Origin of the sequence: Allobosea sp. 2KB_26, assembly GCF_052115715.1 — a bacterium.
Classification (GTDB): domain Bacteria; phylum Pseudomonadota; class Alphaproteobacteria; order Rhizobiales; family Beijerinckiaceae; genus Allobosea.
Window position 1 is genome coordinate 138,039 of the sequence record NZ_JBFRHE010000006.1, and the last position, 21,378, is coordinate 159,416.

General features: G+C 65.5%; 22 protein-coding genes. 6 read left to right on the forward strand and 16 right to left on the reverse strand.

Annotation, left to right across the window (positions count from 1 at the left end; genetic code table 11):
* Window positions 1-165 precede the first annotated feature (165 nt).
* A complete protein-coding gene (locus AB4099_RS18015) occupies window positions 166-1,137 on the forward strand; it encodes an AEC family transporter (RefSeq protein ID WP_441479040.1) in 972 nt (323 codons plus the stop codon).
* Window positions 1,138-1,173: 36 nt separating this feature from the next.
* Window positions 1,174-2,307: a CaiB/BaiF CoA transferase family protein gene (locus tag AB4099_RS18020; RefSeq protein ID WP_441479041.1), complete on the forward strand. Its 1,134-nt coding sequence runs from the start codon at window positions 1,174-1,176 to the stop codon at window positions 2,305-2,307.
* 11 nt (window positions 2,308-2,318) lie between these two features.
* Here the strand turns inward: AB4099_RS18020 and AB4099_RS18025 are convergent, their stop codons facing one another.
* Window positions 2,319-3,506, reverse strand: a complete 1,188-nt coding sequence (locus AB4099_RS18025) for a UbiH/UbiF family hydroxylase (RefSeq protein WP_113512711.1) — start codon at window positions 3,504-3,506, stop codon at window positions 2,319-2,321.
* Window positions 3,507-3,743: 237 nt separating this feature from the next.
* Here AB4099_RS18025 and AB4099_RS18030 point away from each other — a divergent pair, with 237 nt between their 5' ends.
* Together AB4099_RS18030 and AB4099_RS18035 are read left to right on the forward strand one after the other, a co-directional pair.
* The gene (locus tag AB4099_RS18030; RefSeq protein ID WP_113512709.1) at window positions 3,744-4,718 is read left to right on the forward strand and encodes a quinone oxidoreductase family protein; all 975 of its coding nucleotides are present in this window, start codon (window positions 3,744-3,746) and stop codon (window positions 4,716-4,718) included.
* 86 nt (window positions 4,719-4,804) lie between these two features.
* A complete protein-coding gene (locus AB4099_RS18035; RefSeq protein WP_441479042.1) occupies window positions 4,805-5,884 on the forward strand; it encodes a hypothetical protein in 1,080 nt (359 codons plus the stop codon).
* Window positions 5,885-6,324: 440 nt separating this feature from the next.
* Here the strand turns inward: AB4099_RS18035 and rimO are convergent, their stop codons facing one another.
* The 3 genes from rimO to AB4099_RS18050 form a co-directional block, all read right to left on the reverse strand.
* Entirely contained in the window at window positions 6,325-7,644 is a 1,320-nt protein-coding gene (rimO, locus tag AB4099_RS18040) for a 30S ribosomal protein S12 methylthiotransferase RimO (RefSeq protein WP_441479215.1), read from the reverse strand.
* A gap of 587 nt (window positions 7,645-8,231) precedes the next feature.
* Window positions 8,232-9,590: a sensor histidine kinase gene (locus AB4099_RS18045; protein ID WP_441479216.1), complete on the reverse strand. Its 1,359-nt coding sequence runs from the start codon at window positions 9,588-9,590 to the stop codon at window positions 8,232-8,234.
* A complete protein-coding gene (locus AB4099_RS18050) occupies window positions 9,587-10,267 on the reverse strand; it encodes a response regulator transcription factor (RefSeq protein WP_441479043.1) in 681 nt (226 codons plus the stop codon). Before AB4099_RS18050 ends, AB4099_RS18045 begins: the two co-directional genes overlap by 4 nt.
* A 341-nt stretch (window positions 10,268-10,608) precedes the next feature.
* On the opposite strand from AB4099_RS18050, the gene AB4099_RS18055 reads away from it, so the two are divergent.
* The gene (locus AB4099_RS18055; RefSeq protein ID WP_441479044.1) at window positions 10,609-10,779 is read left to right on the forward strand and encodes a hypothetical protein; all 171 of its coding nucleotides are present in this window, start codon (window positions 10,609-10,611) and stop codon (window positions 10,777-10,779) included.
* 18 nt (window positions 10,780-10,797) lie between these two features.
* Complete coding sequence (locus AB4099_RS18060) at window positions 10,798-11,199, forward strand: class I SAM-dependent methyltransferase (RefSeq protein ID WP_441479045.1); 402 nt, start codon at window positions 10,798-10,800, stop codon at window positions 11,197-11,199.
* A gap of 76 nt (window positions 11,200-11,275) precedes the next feature.
* Here AB4099_RS18060 and AB4099_RS18065 read toward each other — a convergent pair whose 3' ends face one another.
* From AB4099_RS18065 to AB4099_RS18120, 12 genes are all read right to left on the reverse strand, one after another.
* Complete coding sequence (locus tag AB4099_RS18065; RefSeq protein ID WP_441479046.1) at window positions 11,276-12,148, reverse strand: sulfurtransferase; 873 nt, start codon at window positions 12,146-12,148, stop codon at window positions 11,276-11,278.
* Window positions 12,145-12,582, reverse strand: a complete 438-nt coding sequence (locus AB4099_RS18070) for an OsmC family protein (RefSeq protein ID WP_113512696.1) — start codon at window positions 12,580-12,582, stop codon at window positions 12,145-12,147. The genes AB4099_RS18065 and AB4099_RS18070 overlap by 4 nt, the downstream gene beginning before the upstream one ends.
* Before the next feature lie 70 nt (window positions 12,583-12,652).
* Window positions 12,653-13,699 (reverse strand): sulfate/molybdate ABC transporter ATP-binding protein, encoded by a 1,047-nt coding sequence (locus AB4099_RS18075; RefSeq protein ID WP_441479047.1) that lies wholly within the window; start codon window positions 13,697-13,699, stop codon window positions 12,653-12,655.
* A 12-nt stretch (window positions 13,700-13,711) separates the two neighbouring features.
* Entirely contained in the window at window positions 13,712-14,587 is an 876-nt protein-coding gene (cysW, locus tag AB4099_RS18080; RefSeq protein WP_441479048.1) for a sulfate ABC transporter permease subunit CysW, read from the reverse strand.
* A complete protein-coding gene (cysT, locus tag AB4099_RS18085; RefSeq protein WP_441479049.1) occupies window positions 14,580-15,470 on the reverse strand; it encodes a sulfate ABC transporter permease subunit CysT in 891 nt (296 codons plus the stop codon). The genes cysW and cysT overlap by 8 nt, the downstream gene beginning before the upstream one ends.
* Entirely contained in the window at window positions 15,430-16,464 is a 1,035-nt protein-coding gene (locus AB4099_RS18090) for a sulfate ABC transporter substrate-binding protein (RefSeq protein ID WP_441479050.1), read from the reverse strand. Before AB4099_RS18090 ends, cysT begins: the two co-directional genes overlap by 41 nt.
* A gap of 251 nt (window positions 16,465-16,715) precedes the next feature.
* A complete protein-coding gene (gene cysG / locus AB4099_RS18095; RefSeq protein WP_441479051.1) occupies window positions 16,716-18,176 on the reverse strand; it encodes a siroheme synthase CysG in 1,461 nt (486 codons plus the stop codon).
* Window positions 18,173-18,412 carry a hypothetical protein gene (locus AB4099_RS18100; protein ID WP_441479052.1) on the reverse strand — a complete coding sequence of 80 codons (240 nt, stop codon included), beginning with the start codon at window positions 18,410-18,412 and terminating at the stop codon, window positions 18,173-18,175. Before AB4099_RS18100 ends, cysG begins: the two co-directional genes overlap by 4 nt.
* 3 nt (window positions 18,413-18,415) lie before the next feature.
* Complete coding sequence (locus tag AB4099_RS18105; protein WP_441479053.1) at window positions 18,416-18,925, reverse strand: DUF934 domain-containing protein; 510 nt, start codon at window positions 18,923-18,925, stop codon at window positions 18,416-18,418.
* A complete protein-coding gene (locus tag AB4099_RS18110) occupies window positions 18,912-20,582 on the reverse strand; it encodes a nitrite/sulfite reductase (RefSeq protein ID WP_113512680.1) in 1,671 nt (556 codons plus the stop codon). Before AB4099_RS18110 ends, AB4099_RS18105 begins: the two co-directional genes overlap by 14 nt.
* 3 nt (window positions 20,583-20,585) lie before the next feature.
* On the reverse strand, window positions 20,586-20,942 hold the full coding sequence (locus AB4099_RS18115; protein ID WP_113512678.1) for a DUF2849 domain-containing protein: 357 nt from the start codon (window positions 20,940-20,942) through the stop codon (window positions 20,586-20,588).
* Window positions 20,942-21,256 carry a 2Fe-2S iron-sulfur cluster-binding protein gene (locus AB4099_RS18120; RefSeq protein ID WP_113512676.1) on the reverse strand — a complete coding sequence of 105 codons (315 nt, stop codon included), beginning with the start codon at window positions 21,254-21,256 and terminating at the stop codon, window positions 20,942-20,944. The genes AB4099_RS18115 and AB4099_RS18120 overlap by 1 nt, the downstream gene beginning before the upstream one ends.
* Between the last annotated feature and the right edge of the window lie 122 nt (window positions 21,257-21,378).

Here is a 21,378-nt window from a genome sequence, read left to right on the forward strand (position 1 = left end):
GGAAAAAAGACCAAAAACGATGGCTGATCATATTCCTAGGGGATGCGCTGCCCGGATGTGAGCGATGCGCTGCGCGGCTTTGCCGTTGGCTTTCAACCCGTTAAACCGCGGCGATGCGCCTGCCTGCCATCCGGGGAGGTGCGCCCGCCCGAGGTTCCAGCGTTTATGGCCGAGCTTGCCAGCCTGTTCAATCTGGTCGCGCCGTTCTTCGGCCTGATCGTCCTTGGCTTTGCTGTCGGGCGCTACAAGCGGCTCCCCGAAGAGGGGCTGGCCTGGATGCAGTACTTCCTGATCTACATCGCCCTGCCGGCGCTGTTCTACCGCCTGATTGCCGACAAGCCGCTGAGCGAACTCTCGAACTGGGGATTTGTTGGCGCCACGACGCTCGCCACCTTCTGTGTCTTCTCGCTCTCGTTCCTCATCGGCTTGAAATCGACGCGGGGGCATATGCCGCAGGCAGTGATGCAGGCTGTCGCCGGCTCCTACTCGAATATCGGCTATATGGGCCCACCGCTGATCCTGGCCGCCCTCGGGCCGGTCGCAAGCGCGCCGGTGGCGCTGATCTTCGTCTTCGACAATATTCTGCTGTTTTCGCTGGTGCCCTTCCTGATGGCCCTGGCCGGCGTCGAGAAGAAGGGTTTTCTCGCGACGGCCAGCGAGGTGCTCTGGAAGGTGGTGACGCACCCCTTCAATCTCGCGACCCTGGCCGGCGTGATTGCGAGTTACACCAAGCTCGAATTGCCGACTGCACTCGACAAGATGACGCTCTGGCTGTCGCAGGCGGCGGCTCCTTGCGCGCTGTTCCTGCTTGGCGTCACGGTGGCACTGCGGCCAATGAGGTCGATGCCCGCGGAAGTGCCGGCCCTGGTTGCGGTCAAGCTCATCCTGCACCCGCTCCTGGTCTGGGTGCTGCTCTCGGCGCTCGGAAACTTCGCCGATCCCTGGGTCTATGCGGCGGTGATCATGGCGGCGCTGCCGCCGGCCCTGAACATCTTCGTGATCTCGACGCAGTACAAGGTCGGCGTCGAGCGCGCCTCGGCCTGCATCCTCGTCGGCACCATCGTCTCCATGGTGACGCTGACGGGCTTCCTGTGGCTGGTGAAGACGGGCAGGATGGCGGCTGACCTGTTTCCCTGACGGCTGCCCTGCGCCCGTCCAATCCCCGGGATCGCGATGCTGCCGCTCGACGACCTTCTGGTTCTGGATTTCTCGACACTGCTTCCGGGCCCGCTCGCGAGCCTGTTCCTGGCCGAGGCGGGTGCCGAGATCATCCGGATCGAGCGGCCGGGCGGCGAGGACCTCCGCCGCTTCCCGCCGCGCTTCGGCGAGACCTCGGCTCCCTTCGCCGCGCTCAACCGCGGCAAGAAGAGCATCGAGATCGACCTGAAGTCGTCCGATTCCGTTGAGTTGTTGCGCCCTCTGGTCGAACGCGCCGACATCCTGATCGAGCAGTTCCGCCCTGGCGTGATGGAGCGGCTTGGTCTCGGTTTCGAAGCCCTCCACACGATCAATCCCCGGCTGATCTATTGCTCGATCAGCGGCTATGGCCAAACTGGGCCGCGCTCCCAAGATGCTGGGCACGACATCAATTATCAGGCGATCGGCGGGCTGCTCGGCCAATCGCTGAAGCGCGGCGAGCCGCCACCGCTGCCGCCGACACTCGTTGCCGATATCGGAGGCGGGGCGATGCCGGCGGCGCTCAACATCCTGCTGGCGCTGCGCCAGCGCGAGCGTACCGGTCGCGGCTGTCATCTCGACATCGCCATGAGCGACGCGATGCCGACCTTCACCTGGTACAGCCTTGCCCAGGGGCAGGTGACCGGGAACTGGCCGGAAGGCGGCGAGGGGCTCCTGACCGGCGGAAGCCCGCGCTACGGGCTCTATGCGACCGGCGATGGCTGGTTTCTCGCGGTCGGCGCTCTGGAGCAGAAATTCTGGGAGGTTTTTTGCGAGGCGATTTCGCTCGATCCCGCCCTGCGCGATGACGGCATGAACCCGGAGGCGACGCGCTCCGCGATCGCCGCCATCATTGCGTCGGAGCCGGCGCCGTACTGGCGCAGCTATCTCGAGCCGCGCGATTGCTGCTGCACGGTCGTGCGCAGCCTCGAGGAGGCGCTGGCCGATCCGCACCTGACTGCGCGCGGCCAGCTCGACAACCAGGCAGAGGAGCCGGGAGGCAGGCGCCTTGTCTCGACACCCTTGCCATTGGCCCCGGTTTTCCGGGAACACGCGCCAGCCTTGCTGCGCGTTCCGTCGAGCGGCGGTGATCAGGAGTTGCTGCAGGCAGAACCCGACAGGGGGGACTGACAGCGGGCTGCTCAGTTGGCCATGCCGCCGGCCAAGCCCTGGCGCATGACGATCCGGCGCAACGGCCCGATTTGCGAGAGCGCGAGCAGACCTGCGCCACGCATCAGATCGGCCGGGAGCAGGTCGGTCAGCAAGGTCCGGTTCAGGGCGTCGACCGCGCCGGTACGTAGCCGCACATCCGTTTGCCGTGCCGAATCATAGGCGGTCATCACCGCGTCGCTGCCCGGGTCGTCAGCGTCCTGCAGGACACGACGCAGGGCTGCGACGTCGCGCAGGCCGAGATTGAGCCCCTGAGCGCCGATCGGCGGGAAGACATGTGCTGCTTCCCCGATCAATGCCATCCGGTTCGCCCCGAAACGTGTGACCGAGAGGCCGCCCATGGGAACGCGTCCACGCGCCCCCTCGACGATCATGGCCCCGAGCAGGGAATGCGTCTGCGTCTCGACGCTGCGGGCGAACGTGGCATCGTCCAGCGCGGCAATACGCTCGGCCTCCTTCGGCTCGAGCATCCAGACCAGCGAGGAGCGACGGCCGGGCAGGGGGACGAGCGTGCAGGGGCCGCTGCGGGTGTGGAATTCCGTCGAGGTCTCACGATGATCGCGGCGGTGGCCGAGGATCGCCGTCAAGGCAGTCTGCGGATAGCGCCAGTCCCTGGTGGTGATCCCGGCAGCGTCCCGGACGCGCGATTGGCGACCGTCCGCGCCGATCACCAGCCCGGCGCGGAAGGGCCCGAACTCGGCACCGGAAATCCTGACGCCGTCAGCAGCGGCTTCGATCGCCGAAACCATATGGGGCACGGTCCGGATATTCGGGTTGGCCTCGACATGCGCGGCCAGCACGGCAACGAGATCGGCATTCTCGACATTCCAGCCGAAAGCGTCGAGCCCGAGTTCGGACGCGTAGAACTCGACCGGTGGCTGCCGGAACAGGCTGCCGGTGTCATCGACAAGGCGCATCACCGCGAGCGGAGCCGCCTTGTCATCGAGGGCCGGAAGCAAGCCGAGCTCGGCGAGCATGCGCCAGGAGCCGTCGAGCAGCGCCACGGTGCGACCGTCTCGCGGGGCGACCGGGCGGCCGAATACGGTGACCTGCCAGCCATCTGCCGCACAGGCGAGCGCGGCGGCCAGCCCAACGGCGCCGGCGCCGACGATGGCGATCTCGGCTTGATCAGGATGCGGGAGCGTAGCGCGCGAAGTCATGACACTTGGCTAGCCGACCCGAAGGCGTCTGGCCAGTCCGCGCTGCGTCGCAGGTTTACACTGAGGCCACGTGACGATCAGCCGTAGCGAAGGGCGGAAGCGCTCATGGCGCGCGCCGATCCTGCACCCTCGTCCGCCCGGCCCGGCGTTGGGCGCCGGCCCGCCCCGCGGCCCGGCCGTTGCGCTGATGCGATGCAAGTCCCTATGGTCCGGCCTTCACGTGATGGAGCGATTTCAATGGTCAAGGCGATACGCGTTCACCAGACCGGCGGACCCGAAGTTCTGAAATACGAGGACGTTACGTTGCCGGCCCCCGGGCCTGGCGAGCTTCTGGTGAGGAACCGCGCGATCGGCCTCAACTTCATCGACACGTATTTTCGGTCGGGCCTTTACGCGGCGCCCAAACTGCCCTTCGTGCTGGGCAATGAGTCGGCAGGTGAAGTCCTTGCCGTCGGCCCCAATGTCACCGAGTTCAAGCCCGGCGACCGCGTCGCCTGCGTTGCGACGCTCGGAGCCTATGCCGAGGAGCGCATCGTGGCGGCTGCGTCGACCGTGGCGCTGCCGGCTTCGATCTCCTTTGAGGTCGCTGCCAGCATGATGCTGAAGGGCTTGACCGCCGAATACCTGCTGCACCGGACCTACAAGGTCAAGCCGGGCGACACGATCCTCGTGCATGCTGCCGCAGGTGGCACCGGTCTGATCCTGTGCCAGTGGGGCAAGGCACTTGGCGCGACCGTGATCGGCACCGCAGGCTCCAAGGACAAAGCCGAACTCGCTAAGGCCCATGGCGCCGACGAGGTCATTCTCTACCGCGACGAGAATGTCGCGGCGCGGGTCAAGGACATCACCGGCGGAAAGCTCTGCGACGTGGTCTATGACGGCGTCGGCAAGGACACGTTCATGGCTTCGCTCGACTCGCTCAAGCCCTTTGGCGTGCTTGCGAGCTTCGGCAATGCGTCGGGCGCGGTCGAAGCGTTCAATCTCGGCATCCTCGCTGCAAAGGGCTCGCTCTATGTCACCCGTCCGACACTGAACTCTCACACCGCAAAGCGCGAGACCATGGTCGAGATGGCGAAGAACCTGTTCGGCGCCGTCACCTCGGGCAAGGTTACGATACCGGTGAACGCAACCTTCCCGCTGAAGGATGCAGCCGAGGCGCATCGCACGCTGGAGAGCCGCGCTACGACGGGCTCGACGGTCCTCATTCCGTAGCGTTCAACGCCTCGTCGCAGCAATCTTGCCCAGATTCCTGACTAAGCGTTCTGCCGCCAGGGCGGCAGGACGGGTGGCTGGGCACGATGAAGAAGGCGATTCAGGCACTTTGTGTCGTGCCGGCGCTGATCGGTGCGGGAGCATTGGTGCTGCCGCGCGGATGGAATGGCCTGCAACTGCAGGCGGCGGCCCATGATCCCGTCGCCCTGTCTGACCTGCGTCTGCAGGGCGTGCTTGCGTCCGGGCGCATCGCAGAGGAGATCGATGCCGCGATTGCCGCTGGCGACACCGAGCTTGGCGGCAGCTTTGTCGATCTGGCCGCCGAGCATCGCATCACCGTCACTGAGGACCAGCGCGAACGCCTCGCCCGTTTGCAGAACGAGGCGACGACACGCGCGCTCAAGGATTTCGGGTCCGGTTTCGTGTCGGGCGAACGCGTGAGCAATGCCGGCTTCGCCGGGGCGGTGGTCAGCGACGTTGTCGGTGTCGGCGACCTGCGAGACCTCGCCGGCGAAGGCCAGAAACTGCTCCGCGGCGAGACAACGGATTATGTCGTCCTGGTGCTGGCCGCGGGCGGGCTCGCTCTGAGCGTTGCGACATGGGCGAGCCTGGGCAGCGGCCTGCCGGCGCGTGGCGGTCTCAGCGTCGTCAAGGCAACGGCCAAGGCCGGCATGCTTTCGCCAAAGCTGACGGCCAATCTCACCCGCATGGCCGCGGGAGCCGTCGATCTTCCGGCTCTGACGGCCAGTCTCACCGCAGCTGCGCGCTTCGACCTGGCAGCAGCCCGCGCATCCTCGGCTGCGATCGTGCGGCCGGCGGCGATGACGCGCCTTGCCACGCTTGGGCAGGATGCCGGCGCGCTCTATGCCCGTACCGGCCAGGCCGGCCTGCGCCAGGTTCTCGCGGTTGCCGACAACGCCGGTGATATCGGGCGAGCGGCACGGCTGAGCGCCGCCAAGGGTTCCACCACCCGTGCGGTCCTAAAAGTGCTCGGACGGTCGGCGCTGGTGCTGGGGGCGCTCAGCCTCACGACCACGAGCTGGATCTTCGCCCTGTTCGGTTATGCGGTGGCGCTGGCCATGCTCGCGCAGAGATTTGGCTGGTGGCTCGGGCGCCTCGGTTCCGCCAGGCGACGGCAGAACCAGTCATCGTTGCGAAGCGTGTGAACCTGTTCCGGAGATGATGCGACCAATGAGGGGCAGCCGTTGCTGACCCTCATTCGGGAGACATGTCATGAACCGGACACTTCGCTTCACCGGTCTGCTCCTGGCCTCTCTCACCATTTCGACGGTCGCAATGGCTCAGCAAAGCAGCGGCGGCGACGGAGGTCGTCGGGACGGTGAGGGTGCAGCGGGCGCAAGCGCCCCTTCGGTGTTTCAGCTGCTGCGCGAAGCCCCATCGGGGAAGGCGCGGCTCACTCGCGCCGTCGAGCTCCGCGGTGGCCGCGCAAATGGCGCAAGGCATATCCGTAGCGCGCCGCCTCCGACACGGAGCCCGCCGATGCGTGCGGTCGCGCTCCTTCGGACCTGCCTGAGGTAGCGAGGTCCTCAATCATGCGGCGCGGCGACAGATCATCCGCGCCCCTTGCGCAAGCAGCCCGGCCCGATCAGACCGCCATTCCGTGCAGATCATAAGCGTCGGCCCGCTCGATCTTCACGGTCACGATGTCGCCGGCCCTGAGCGGCCGACGGCTCGCAACATAGACATTGCCGTCGATCTCGGGCGCATCCCATTTCGAGCGGCCCTTGGCGACCGTTGGGCCGGCCTCGTCGATGATCACCTGAATGCGCTTGCCGACCCGGCTCTTGACGATCCGGGTGCTGATTTCTGCCTGCGCCTTCATGAAACGATGCCAGCGCGCTTCCTTCTCGTCCTCCGGGATCAGCGGCAGGCCGAGATCATTGGCAGGCGCACCCTTGACCGGCTCGTATTTGAAGCAGCCGACGCGCTCGAGCTTTGCTTCCTTCAGCCAGTCGAGCAGGAACTGGACATCCTCTTCCGTCTCGCCTGGGAAGCCGACGATGAAGGTCGAGCGGATGGCGAGATCGGGACAGATCTCGCGCCATTTGCGCAGGCGGTCGAGCGTGCGGTCCTGGTGAGCCGGGCGCTTCATCGCCTTGAGAACGCTGGGAGATGCGTGCTGGAAGGGAATATCGAGATAGGGCAGAATGAGCCCTTCCTGCATCAGCGGGATGACCTCGTCGACATGCGGATAGGGATAGACATAGTGCATCCGCACCCAGACCCCCATCTGGCCGAGTTCCCGCGCCAGCTCGAAGAAGCGCGTGCGGACCTCGCGATCCTTCCAGAGCGAGGGGGCATATTTGACATCGAGGCCGTAGGCGCTGGTGTCCTGGGAGATGACCAGCAGCTCCTTGACGCCAGCCTTGACCAGTTTCTCGGCCTCGCGCAGCACATCGCCGATCGGTCGCGAGACCAGGTCCCCGCGCAGCTTCGGGATAATGCAGAAGCTGCAGCGATTGTTGCAACCCTCTGAAATCTTGAGATAGGCGTAGTGCCTCGGGGTGAGCTTGATGCCCTGGTCCGGGACCAGGTCGACAAAGGGATCGTGCCTGGGCGGCACCGCTTGATGCACAGCCGAGACGACGCTCTCATAGGCCTGCGGGCCGGTGATCGCCAGCACGTTCGGGAAGGCGTCGCGGATTTGCTCGGGCTCGGCGCCCATGCAGCCGGTGACGATGACCTTGCCGTTCTCAGCCATGGCCGAGCCGATCGCCTCCAGCGACTCCGCCTTGGCGCTGTCGAGGAAGCCGCAGGTATTGACGATGACGAGGTCAGCGCCCGCATGGCTCTTGCTGAGCTCGTAACCTTCCGAGCGCAGCGAGGTGATGATGCGTTCGGAATCGACGAGGGCCTTGGGGCAGCCCAGGGAGACGAAAGAAATCTTCGGCGCGACGGCGTTCATCGGCGACAAGCTCGGACACTGGATCAGGAAGGGGCGCGGCGGGGCCGGCGCATATGGCGCTTCCTTTGACGTGTTTTTAGAGGTTTTGCAAATTGCAGCCGGGATCGCAGGCAGAGCCGTCGGATTCCTTGTCACTTGCAATGTTCATTCAATCAAGCCCCGCGACGATGCCGGCGGGCGAAGGCAGCTGTTGCTTCGCCGCGCAGGGAAATCACGATGGACAGGGCTCGCACCAGCATTGCCAGAGGCGTCGCCGCCCTGCTGACGCTTTCGACCTCCGCCGTTTCGGCGGAGGCGCATCCCCAATCCGGCTTGATTCCGGCATTGCCCGCCAACGCGCCGCCCGTGCGATCGGTCCAGGACGAACGCGAGCCCTATTCGCCCTGCAGGGATGGGCGCTTCAGCTTCGGCCGAGCGGTCGATTGCGAGGCGGAGCTGCGGCGCTGGCACGCAGGCCGCGCGCCCTACGATCCGTGCACGGACGGACGCTCCAGCTTAGGAGAGGCGTATGATTGCCATGCGGTGTACCAGCTCCGGAGGTGGCGGGAGAGGGCGAAGGACAACGGCTTCTGGAAATAGCTGCGGGCTCAGAGGGCCAGGTCTGGCTGGGGGAAGACCATCCTGAGACAGGCACCACCCGACGCTGAATCAAGCGCAAGCACCTCGCCTCCGTGACGATGCATGATCTCGCGAACGAGGTTGAGACCGAGGCCCGAGCCTCGGCTTTGCGCATGAAGCCTCTGAAAGGGCTCGAAGACACGTTCGCGCTGCTCGCGTGGAATGCCGCATCCTTCGTCCTGGATGTCGATGATCGCGGAGTGACCGACGCGAACGGCAATCGTTCCGGCGCGGCCGCCATGCTCGATCGCGTTCTGGACCAGATTGGTCAGGGCTCGCTCGACTGAGAGCGAATCTCCAATGACCGTAACCGCATCTCCCTCAGGCTTGAACTCCATCTGATAGCCTGCGGCGAAAGCCAGGGGGGCGAGGTCGACCACGACCCGCTTCGCAATCGCGTTGAGGTCCATGGGCGTGAACGTGTCCGTCTGCTGATCGAGTCGCTCAAGGTCGAGAAGCTGCTCCATCATGGTCGCCAGGCGCGCGACATCCTGGAGGAGGCGCACTTTTTCTTCGCCCGCAGGCAGAGATGCCAGCCTCGTATTGAGAATGGCGACGGGTGTCCGCAGTTCATGCGCGGCTGCCGCGAGGAAGCGCTTGTGTTGCTCGTAGCCCCGGTCGAGACGTCCAAGGGCGGCATTCACCGCCGTGACCAGCGGCGCGATCTCGGCCGGCACGTCATCAAGGGGCAAGCGAACGCCCCGCCGGTCGATCTCGATGCGCCCGGCCTGCTCCGCTGCCCTGCCCAATCCAGCCAAGGCTCCTCGGACCACCAGCGGAGTGGCGAGAAGGGCAGCGACCGCCATCACGGCGAGAACGGGCAGAACCTCCTTAAGGAACACGAGGCTCATGCCCAGGGTCACAAGATAGAGCGATGCCCGGGTCTCGGTGCCGGTCACGACCTGGACTTCGCCGGCTGCGCTGCTGACCCATCTGATTCGTGCCGTGGGGCGAGGAGGATCGCCGATATTCCAGCCGAGCCGGGCCTGGCCGATGTGATCGAGGCTGTCGCCGAGCTGGCTGAAATCCGCGGGGACGGCTCCTTCGGATACGCGATGGCCCGTGCGGTCCCGGATGACGAACCAGAGATTTGGATTCGCGGCCCGCATCCGCGTCAATTCGCGCGTGGGCCGCAGCACCAACTTGCCGGTCGGTCCGCGCACCACCGCACCCCTCAGGGTTTCGATGGTGCTCTCGACCGACGAGAAGTCGAACAACGCCCCTGTGGCGAAGAGGCCAGCGACGATCAGCATGATGGCGGCCGCCTGGAAAGCCATGAGCCGCCCGATCAGCCGGCGCTTGAGGGAATGCCCGCCATTCATCGTCAGGTGGTTTCGCGGATGAGGTAGCCTACTCCGCGAATCCCATCGATCGTCGCGCCGGCATCGGCTTCAGCCAGCTTGCGGCGCAGGCGAGAGACATGGGTATCGAGCGCATTGGACTGGATCTCGTCATCCAGGCCGAACACCGCCTCCATCAGGAAGGTTCGCAAGACCATTCGCCCCATCCGGCGCATCAGGGATTCGAGCACCAGCAATTCGCGCCGCGGCATGGCGAGCATCTGGCCTGCCACGCGGGTCTCACGGTGGACGAAATCGAAGGACAGGCGACCGATCCGCACAGTATCGGACCGCATGCCGGGAGGCCGGCGCAGGAGTGCGCGCAGCCGCGCCAGAAGTTCCTCGAAAGCGAAGGGCTTGCCGAGATAGTCATCGGCTCCATGGTCGAGACCCGCGACCCGGTCGATCAGGTCCCCGCGCGCCGTCAGCATGAGGACAGGCACCGTATCGCCCTTCGCCCGCAGTCTTCGGACCAGATCCAGGCCGTCGCCATCGGGCAATTGGCGGTCAAGCAGCACTGCATCATAGATGCCGCGGCTTTCGCTCAGCATCGCCTCTGCATCCGCTCTGGTCGCCAGATGGTCGACGATCATGTCCTGGCGGGTCAGCGCACTGCGCAGGGCTGAGGCCATTGCCGGCTCATCCTCGACCAACAAGATGCGCAACGCGGAATCTCCCGCTCCTCAGGGGGAGCCGCCTAACGACTGCGGATTGCGCCAACCTTGCATGACAGGCCGATCCCGACTTCGCCGGGGGAGTTCATTCGGGCCTCGTCGAGCCCGCCACGCCCCTACGCCTCTGCATGACAGGTTGGCTCAATCCGGTCGTGGGATCGGTGCCGACAGCGCCGCGAAACAAGGGTGGTGCACTCATGGAAGCTCCGGGCCCGCTCAACCGTTGCGGTGGCCGCCACTGGGATGGACTGCACATGTCATCGAGAATGCCACCCTGCGCCGGGCGAAGCCTCCGCATTGCGCCTGAAGACACCTCCGGGCAGAGGGCCGGCATGCGGGATTCTGACAACTGGTCTTTCTTCCGCGCCTGGATTGGTGCGCCGTTGCGTGTCGCTTCGGTGACGCCGTCGGGCACCGCACTGGCGGATCTGATGACACAGGAGATCACGCCGGAAACCGGGCCCGTCATTGAACTTGGACCGGGAACCGGCGCGTTTATCTAGGCGCTCATCAGGCGCGGCATGCCCGAGCACGACCTGAGGCTCGTCGAGTGCGGGTCCGATTTTGCGCAGCTGCTCGAAATGCGCTTTCCCGAAGCCCGTGTGCGCTGGATGGACGCTTCACGCCTTCGCGAAGCCGCTCTTTACGAAGCAGGAGGGGCTGGCGCCGTGATCAGCGGCCTTCCCGTGCTCTCGATGTCGCCGCGACAGGTCATCGCCATTCTGAGGGGCGCGTTTGGCTATTTGCGACCGGGTGGCGCCTTCTATCAGGTTACCTATACGACGCGCTGCCCCATCCCGAAGCCGATCCTGGAGCGCCTCGGCCTTCGCGCGACCCGCATCGGCTCGACATTGCGCAACATCCCGCCGGCGGCCGTCTACCGGATTGCCCGGCATAGGCCCTCGCGGTCGAGCCTGGTCTGAAAGGGGCGAACGACAACTGGATTCAGGCAGGGCGCGAGCGGAGGCGCGCGTCAACGCGCGCCTCCGCTCGGCGTTATCAGGCCGCCTGACTATCCCTCGTTGCAACCGGGCGTTCCAAATCCTGCGTCCAGTCGGTCATCGAGCCGTCATAGAGCGACACCTCGTCGTTCCCCAGAAGCTCAGAGAGCACGAACCAGTTCAGCGCTGCGGTGTGGCCTGTGTTGCAATAGGAAATCGCCGGTCCGTTCGGCACGCCGGAGAACAGGGCGGACAGATCGCCTGCTGCTTTCAGACGGCCGGTCGAGAGATCGAAGGCCTCTGCGTAGTCACGCGAAATGGCGCCAGGAATATGCCCAGCGCGCGTTGCTTCCGCAGCCTTCTCGCGGCCCTCGAAATAGCTCGCCGAACGGGCGTCGACCAGGGTCGCGAGCCTGCTCTTCGAGGCGACGAGGGCGGCATCGGCGGTGCTGCGCAGCCGCTGCTGCACGACGACGGGATAGGGCTCGGCCGGATTTGGCGCGGATGGACCGGCTTCGATCGATCGCGACGGGTCGGCGCTCCACGCGCGGAAGCCGCCATCGAGAATGGCCTGCTGGCCATGGCCGATCAGCTTCAATGTCCAGTAGACCCGCGCGGCTGCGGCGAAGTCGGTCGCGCTGACACCCGCCGGTACGATGACGACATCATCATGCGGCTTGATGCCGAGGCTGCCGACCAGCCCGGCCAGATGGTCGAGCGGCGGCAGCATGCCCGGTGCATTGCCGACCTTGGCGCGCCAGCCGTCGGCGACGTAGTTGGTGTGCACGGCGCCTGGGATATGTCCCGCTTCATAGGCCGCCCTTCCGCCACCATCGACCGATGAGCGGATGTCGAGAACGACGAGGTTGCTGTCGGCCAGACGCGGGGCCAGGGCCTCAGGCGTGATCAGTCCGGAGAAGGTATCGCTCATTCCGCCGCCACCTGCTGCAGTTCATCGACAACTTCGAGCGCGTAGCTCATCTCGGCCGTCGCCCCGAGCATGATCGAGGCGGAGCAGTATTTTTCCTTCGACAACGTGACGGCGCGCTCGACCTTGGCTTGCGCCAGCCCGCGGCCGGTCACGCGATAGGAGAGATGGATCTTGGTGAAGACCTTCGGGTCTTCAGTCGCGCGTTCGGCCTCGACTTCGACCTCACAACCCGTGACGGCTTCGCGGCCCTTCTTGAGGATCGAGACGACATCGAAGCCGGTGCAGCCCGCTAGACCGATCAGCAGCATCTCCATCGGCCGGATGCCGATGTTGCGCCCGCCATATTCCGGAGCTCCGTCCATGACGATGGCGTGGCCGCTGCCGGCCTCACCCATGAAGGCCATGCCCTCGACCCAGCTTGCCCGTGCTTTCATCGTCGTGTCCTCTCAAAGCCTGACTCGGCGAAAGACTTAAACGGTCGGTGGCGATGAGGCGAGGGCGGCGTCACGCCGCGGCGAACAGGCTGCCATGGGTGATCCGCAAACGCACGCGTTCGCCAATGGCGGGTGCGACCTGGCTTGCGAGATCGACATCGATCCGTCGGATCAGGCCTTCAACGGCGACTTCGGCGCGCCGCAGCGGCCCGTTGCGGCGCAAATCCTCGACCACGCCGGGCAGGGCGAGCGGGGTATCGTCAACGATGCGCATATGCTGCGGCCGGACATAGAGCGAGGCTGCCCCGCCCTGGTTCTGCTGCAAACCGCCGAGGACCGGCCGGTTGCCGAAGAAGGCCTGCCCGCCGACGACCTCGACAGGAAGCTTGTTGGCCTCGCCCAGGAATTCGCAGATGAAGGGCGTCGCTGGATGGTCATAGACGTCATCGGGCGAGCCGACCTGCTCCAGCCGCCCGTCGTTCAGGATCGCGACGCGGTCGGCCAGCTCGAGGGCCTCTTCCTGGTCATGGGTGACGAAGAGGGTGGTGTGGCCAGTGCGCCTGTGAAGGTCGCGCAGCCAGCCGCGCAAATCCTTGCGCACCTTGGCATCGAGCGCTCCAAAGGGTTCGTCGAGCAGCAGCACGCGCGGCTCGATGGCGAGCGCACGGGCAAGCGCGACGCGCTGGCGCTGGCCACCGGATAGCTGCGTCGGAAAGCGCCGCTCAAGCCCGCCGAGCTGGACGAGTTCGAGCAGTTCGGTGACGCGCCTGGAGATTTCGCTCGCGCTCGGCCGCTCGCTCCGCGGCCGGGCCTTGAGGCCGAAGGCAATGTTGGACGCGACATCCATATGCCTGAACAGCGCGTAGTGCTGGAAGACAAAGCCGATCCGCCGCTCGCGCAGGCTGAGCCGGCGCGTATCGGTTTCGTCGAACAGCACGCGGCCATCATCGGCCTGTTCGAGCCCTGCGATCAGCCGCAGCAGCGTGGTCTTGCCCGAGCCCGATGGGCCGAGCAGCGCGACGAGTTCCCCGGGCTGCACGTCGAGCGAAACGCCGCGGAGGGCAGCAAAATTCGAGAAGCTCTTCTGGACGCTCTCGATGGTCACGGCAACGGACATTGGTAGCCTCCGTCAATGGCGCGACTTGGCGGAGATCGCATCCGCGAAGTGCCATTCGAGATAGGTCTTGAGGGCGAGGGTCACCAGTGCCAGCCCGGCCAGTAACGAGGCGACGGCGAAGGCAGCGACGCTGTTGTATTCATTGTAGAGAATCTCGACATGCAGCGGCATCGTCGTGGTCAGACCCCTGATCCGGCCGGACACGACCGTGACGGCGCCGAACTCGCCCATGGCGCGGGCGTTGCAGAGCAGCACGCCGTAGAACAGGCTCCACTTCACATTCGGCAGCGTGATGGTGAGGAAGGTGCGCCAGGGCGAGGCGCCCAGCGTCAGGGCCGCCTCTTCGTCGCTGGAGCCGAGCGCCTGCATATGCGGAATCAACTCGCGCGCAACGAAGGGGAAGGTGACGAAGATCGTCGCCAGCACCAGCCCGGGCAGCGCGAAGATGATCTCGATATCATGGGCCTTGAGCCAGGGCCCGAGAAAGCCCTGCGCACCGAAGAGCAGAACATAGACCAGGCCCGAGATCACCGGAGAGACCGAGAAGGGCAGGTCGATGAAACTGATCAGCAGGCTCTTTCCCCGGAACTCGAACTTGGCGATGGCCCAGGCGGCAGCGACACCGACGACCAGATTGAAAGGCACCGCGATGGCGGCAACCAGCAGGGTCAGGCGAACGGCGCTCAGGGCATCGGGCTCCGTTATGCTCTCCAGGAAGAGCCCATACCCCTTCGCAAAGGCTTCGACGAAAACGGCGATCAGCGGCAGGAAGAGGAACAGCAGCAGAAAACCCAGTGCCAGGGTCAACAGCAGGGCGCGGATCCAGAAGCCGTCGCGCAGTGCGCGGTCGGTCCTGTAGATGGCGGCCGGCAGGGGCGTGTCAGACATGACCCAGTCTCCCGCGGCTCCAGGACTGGATTCCATTGATCGCCAGGATCAGCGCGAAGGAGACGATCAGCATGATCGTCGCAACGACGGAGGCGCCGGCATAGTCGAACTGTTCCAGCCGGATCACGATCAGGAGCGGGGCGATTTCGGAGAACATCGGCACGTTGCCCGCGATGAAGATCACCGAGCCGTATTCGCCGACGGCACGGGCGAAGGCGAGGACAAAGCCGGTCAGCAAGGCGGGCACGATGCCGGGAAGGATGACCCTGAAAATAGTGCGCAAGCGGCTGGCGCCGAGCAGCGCGGCCGCCTCCTCGATATCCGCATCGGCCTCCTCCAGCACCGGTTGCACGGTCCGCACCACGAAGGGCAGGCCGATGAAGACGAGCGCCACCATGACGCCGAGCGGGGTATAGGCGACCTTGATATTGTAGGGAGCCAGCAGGGCGCCGATCCAGCCGTTCGGCGCGTAGATCGAGGCGAGGGCGATGCCTGCCACAGCGGTCGGCAACGCGAAGGGCAGGTCGACTGCGGCATCGAGCAGCCGCCGGCCGGGGAAGCGGTAGCGCACCAGAACCCAGGCGATGATCAGCCCGAAGATGGCGTTGAGGATCGCAGAAAACAGGGCAGCGCCAAAGGAGAGCCGCAGGGCGGCCTGGGTGCGGGCCGAGGTGATGATCGCCCAGATATCAGCAGGGCCAGCGCTTGCCGCCTTGAGGAAGAGAGCCGCGAGCGGGATGAGCACGATCAGCGACAAGGCGCTGATCGTGATGCCCAGCGACAGCCCGAAACCGGGAAGGATGCTGGGCTGTCGCCAGGAGCTGGCTGTTACCGCCACGCAGTCACCGCGCCGGCTTGTAAAGCTGATCGAAGGTCCCGCCATCGGCGAAATGCTCCTTCTGCGCCTTGGTCCAGCCACCGAAAACTGTGTCGATGGTGATCAGCTCAAGTTTGGGGAAACGCGCGAGGTCCTCGGGTGCGGCGGCTTCCGTGTTCCGCGGCCGGTAGAAGTTCTTCGCGATGATGGCCTGTGCAGCCGGCGTATAGAGGAATTCGAGATAGGCCTGGGCTGCGGCACGCGTTCCCTTGGCATCGACATTGCCGTCGACGATCGTCACCGGCGGCTCTGCCAGGATCGAGAGCGAGGGCACGACGATGTCGAACTTGTCGGCGCCGAATTCCTGCAGCACGAGGAAGGCCTCGTTTTCCCAGGACAGGAAGACGTCACCCTGGCCGCGCTGGGCGAAGGTCGTGGTCGAGCCGCGCGCGCCCGTGTCGAGCACCGGCACGTTCTTCAGCACGGCAGCGATATACTCACGCACCTTCGCCTCATCCTTGCCATAGGCCTTCTCGGCCCAGGCCCAGGCCGCGAGATAGTTCCAGCGCGCGCCACCTGAGGTCTTGGGGTTCGGGGTGATGACGCTGATGCCGGGCTTGGCAAGGTCTCCCCAGTCCTTGACGGCCTTGGGGTTGCCCTTGCGGGTCAGGAACACGATCGTCGAGGTGTAGGGGGATGAGTTCTGAGGCAGGCGCTTTTGCCAGTCGAGCGGGATCTTCTTCGAGCGCTCGGCAACGGCGTCGATGTCGCCGGCCAGCGCCAATGTCAGCACGTCGGCATTGAGCCCGTCGATCACCGTGCGGGCCTGGGCGCCCGAACCGCCATGTGACTGGCGGATCGTCAGCTTCTGCCCCGTCTTCTTCTGCCACTCGGCGGTGAAGGCGGTGTTGATGGCGCGGTAGAGCTCGCGGGTCGGATCGTAGGAAACGTTGAGCAGCTCGCCCTGGGCGCGGGCGCCGCTGACGATCCCGAAGCAGATGGAAAAGGCGCCGACGATCAGGGCTGCCTGGATTATCCGGCGAATGCGCTCTCGCGTCATGTCAGTGCTCCGTCGAAATCAATGCCGTCAGCTCATATGAGCGGGCAACCGTTCTGAATAACAAACAAAGCGTACTGAATTGGCGGTATTTCCTCAACCTACCGGTGCAGTTGGGCCCTTCCAAACTTTGCCTCTTCCGGAGAAAACGTCTCTCCTTTCAAGGCGTTCCAAGGCAGATGCGGCAATCGCGTCGTTCAGGCGGGTGCCGGACACAAACCCGCATATCGGGGTCAGGCGATTCGATCGGCCGGTCAGGCGCTGCGCAGATTTTGCAGATCGACCGCCTCGGCTGCAACACCTTCGAGCGCGCGTCCGATTAGCACAAGGAGCGGCCCTTTGGGCGGCAGCTCGCCAAGCCGCTCCGGCAGGGTGGCGATCGTTGCGCGCAAACGCGCTTCGCCGGGCTGGGTCGCGGCGACCACTGCGACCGCCGGCGTCTCGGGGGCGAGCCCCGCGGCAATCGCCTGCTCGCGGAAGGCGGCCAAGGTGTTCCGCGCCATATAGATCACGGTCGTGGCATAGGGATCGGCCAGCGCCCGCCAGTCGAGATCTTCGGGCAGCGTCCCGGTGCGGGCATGGCCGGTCACGAACTGCAACCGCCTGGCATGGTCGCGGTGGGTCAGGGAGAGGCCGAGCGACGCCGCTGCCCCCTGCGCCGCCGAGATGCCGGGCACCATGACGACGGGAATACCGGCCCGGGCGCAGGCTTCGATCTCCTCGCCGGCGCGGCCGAAAATGCCGGGGTCGCCGCCTTTCAGCCGCACGACATGCTTGCCGTGGCTCGCGAGCGAAACGATCAGTGTGTTGATGTCGTCCTGCTTGACGGAGGGACCATAGCCGGTCTTGCCGACCAGCATGCGTTTGGCCTCGCGGCGGGCGAATTCCAGCACGCCCGCGGAGACGAGGTCGTCATAGAGGATGATGTCGGCGCTCTGCAGCGCGCGGATCGCCTTCAGGGTCAGCAACTCCGGATCGCCGGGGCCAGCGCCGACGAGCGTGACCCTGCCGATGCCCTGATGGCCGCTCTCGAGACGGTCGAGTGCGGTAAAGAGCTCCGCTTCGTCGTGAGATTGCGGCGCGCGTTCCGGTTCCGCCATGGCGCGGCGGGTGAATTTCTCCCAGAAGGCACGACGCAGCGCGAAGGGCAGGTCGCGGGCCTGAACTGCAGGCCGCCACTCCTTGGCGGCCTGCGCCCAGTCCTTGAGACCGGCGGGAAGCAGGGCTTCGATCTTGGTACGGATGGTCTGGCCGAAGACGGGCGAGGCGCCGTCGGTCGAGATCGCGACGACCAGCGGGGACCGATTCACGACCGACCCGAAAGCGAAGTCACAGAATTCCGGCTTGTCGACGACGTTGACCGGCACGCCGGCCTGCCGTGCGGCGGCGGCAAAGGCGTGCGCCTCCTCGTCCTCTTCGATCTCGCCGATGGCCAGCGCCGCGCCATCGAAGTCGCCCGGCTGCCAGTGGCGGCTGTACAGGGTGATCCCGGCGGCAGGCGGGTCAGCGACGAGACTGTCGAACAGGTCCGTCTCCACACCGGCAAGAATAAGGAGATCGGCTCCAGACGCCGCGAGCAGCTCGGCCTTCCAGAGCGCACCTTCGCCCGTGCCCGCCAGCAAGACCTTGCGCCCGTCCAGCTTGTGGAACAGCGGCAACGTCGCCAGCCGCTCGATGCGGCGCGCAGTCGTCGGTTCGGGCGCTCGTTGCGTCATCGCGTGGTTTCTGCCGCCTTCAGGTCAACCGGCCGATCCGGTGCGCCGGCCGGCGGCATCAACAACCAGAATCCGGCAAGCGCAAGGATGATAAGCCGAAAGCAAATATCGAACCAGCGCTCATAGGGGCCAGGCGGGATCGCGCGCAACAGGTCGCCGTCCATGCTGTCCTCCGTCAAATCCTCGCCCTTATGGGCGCGCTGGCGGCCTGCCTCGCTCTGCGAGAACCTGGCCATGAATCAACCTGCTGCAGCGCGGGCCGCGCGCCGCTGGTCGAGAATGTTGCGGCTGTCGCCGTAGCCGCGCTGATAGCCGTGGCTGATGCGGCCGGCCGCAGTCAGCCATTGCTCGACCGGCTGGCGCGCTGCGCTGGTTTCCGGCAATTCGATCTCGTCGAAGCCGCATGAGAGCGCATAGGCGAACTGGTCGGCGATCAAAGGGCCGCTGGCGCGCAGGGTTCCGGTGAAGCCGTGGTTGCGAATGAGCTTGGCCAGGCTGAAGCCGCGCCCGTCCGAGAAAGCCGGGAAGGCAATGCTCACCAGCGAGAGCTGCCGGAGGACGAGCTTGAGCTCGGCGATCCCGATATGATTGGGCACGCTCACGCCGATGCGCTGGTCGCGGGCTTTCTGCCGCAGCGCGTCCGGCAAGGCCTCCCAGTCGACGAGGGCATGCGAGAGATTGTCGATGGCCGCACCTTCGCTGCGCGTCCAGACATCCGTCTTGGTGCCGGTGCGATCAAGCAACAGCATGGGCGACCTCCTGGAATGCGGCCTTGAAAGGTCCGAGGCCGAGCCGGCGGACGGCGTCGATAAAGCTCTCGTTCGCCTGGCGCGTCTCGACATAGACATTGACGATGCGCTCGATCGCATCTGGCACGTCCTCGGCAGCAAGGCCGGGCCCGAGTATCTCGCCGATCGCCGCGTTCTCGGTCGCGTCACCACCCAGCGTGATCTGATAGGACTCGATGCCGCGCTTCTCCAGGCCGAGAATGCCGATATGGCCGACATGGTGATGGCCGCAGGCATTGATGCAGCCGGAGATCTTGATGTTGAGCTCGCCGATCTGGCGCTGACGCTCGGCATCCGCAAAGCGATGCTGGATGGCCTGGGCGATCGGGATCGAGCGGGCTGTCGCCAGCGCGCAATAATCGAGGCCGGGGCAGGAGATGATGTCGGTGATCATCCCGACATTGGCGGAGGCCAGGCCCGCCTCGCCGAGCCTCTGCCAGACCGCAAAGAGATCGCGCTGGCGGACATGCGGCAGGACGAGGTTCTGCGCGTGGGTAACACGCAGTTCGTCATGCGAATACTGCTCGGCCAGGTCCGCGACGAGCCGCATCTGCTCCGAGGTCGCATCGCCCGGCGCCTGGCCAATCGGCTTCAACGAGATGGTCAGTGCCGCATAGCCCGGGGCCTTGTGCGGAGCTGTATTGACCTCGACCCAGCGCGCAAAGGTCGGGTTTGCGGCCTTGGTCGCCTCCAGCACGCGGCTGACGGTCGGCAGGACTTCGTAGGCGGGCGGAGCGAAATACGCGGCGATGCGCGCGACTTCCGCGGGATCGGCATTGACAGAGGGACCGTCGAGCCGTGCAAATTCCTCCTCGACGCGCCGTTTGAATTCCTCGACGCCGATCTCGTGGACCAAGATCTTGACCCGAGCCTTGTACTTGTTGTCGCGGCGGCCTTCGAGGTTATAGACCCGCATGATCGCCTCGAGATAGGCGAGCAGATCGGCCTTCGGCAGATAGTCGCGCACCACCTTGCCGATCATCGGCGTGCGGCCGAGGCCGCCGCCGACACTGACCTCATAGGAGATGGCATTGGTGTCGGGATGCCGCCGCAGGCGCAGGCCGATGTCATGGGCCTTGATCACGGCCCGGTCATGCTCGGCACCCGTCACCGCGATCTTGAATTTGCGCGGCAGGTAGCTGAACTCGGGATGCAGGCTCGACCATTGCCGGATCAGCTCGGCGGTCGGGCGTGGGTCCTCGATCTCGTCCTGGGCGACGCCGGCGAAATGATCAGCCGTGACATTGCGGATGCAATTGCCCGAGGTCTGGATGCAGTGCATCTCGACATCGGCGAGGAGGTCCAGGATCTCCGGAATATCACGCAGCTTCGGCCAATTGAACTGCAGGTTCTGGCGCGTCGTGAAATGGCCATAGCCACGGTCATAGCGTTCGCCGATCAGGGCGAGCTGACGCAATTGGCGCGAGGAGAGCGTGCCGTAAGGCACGGCAATGCGCAGCATATAGGCGTGAAGCTGGAGATAGACGCCGTTCTTCAGCCGCAGCGGCTTGAACTCGTCCTCGGTCAGCGAGCCATTGAGCCGGCGGCCGACCTGGTCCCGGAACTGGGCGACCCGCTCGCGGACGAAGCGCGCATCGAATTCATCGTAGCGATACATCTCTCAGGCCCTCCGCTCGGCTGCGATGCCGTCCCCGGCCTGCTTGCCGAGATCGGGACGGTTGCTCGGTCCGAGCGTCTTCATGCGTTCGCGATAATGCCGTGGCACCGGCTGGCCGGCCTCGATCGCGATATCAACGAGATAGGCATCGACGACATGCTGGGCTGCGAATTCGCTGCCGGCATAGGCCTCCAGCCGCGCGGCCGCGGCATCGTCGGCCGCGACAAGCGCCAGCGCGGGATCGCGCGTCCAGGCAAGCGCACCGGTCGCTGCGACCGACGCGAAGACGACGTCGCCATCAAGCAGATCATTAGCGAGAAGGATTGCCGGAAGGGGCGGGCGCTTGGGAGCAGCGGCCATCACGCAGCCTCCGCCAGGGTCAGCGTCAGGCCGTCTAGCTCATCGGACCAGATGATCTGGCAGGAGAGCCGGGAGGTCTGCTCGATCAGCGGCAACGTATCCAGCGCATCGATCTCGTCCTCGCGCGGCTCGGGCAGTCGCGCGGCCCATTCCGGCGCGACGATGACATGGCAGGTGGCGCAATCGCAGGAACCACCGCAGACGCCTTCGATCCCGACGCGATAGTCGCGCAGGATCTCCATGACCCGCCAGCCATCGACGGCCTCGAGTTCATGAGGCCGACCCTGCCGGTCGATGACGTTGAGAATGGCCACCTTCAGCGCTCACCCTGTTCGCTATTCCGAACATCTCAAATACGGCAGCGCAGCGGTGGGTTCAATTCACGTCTGGTAGCGTGTTTTTTCTTATTCCCATTGAAAAGGAGGATATTTGTCTT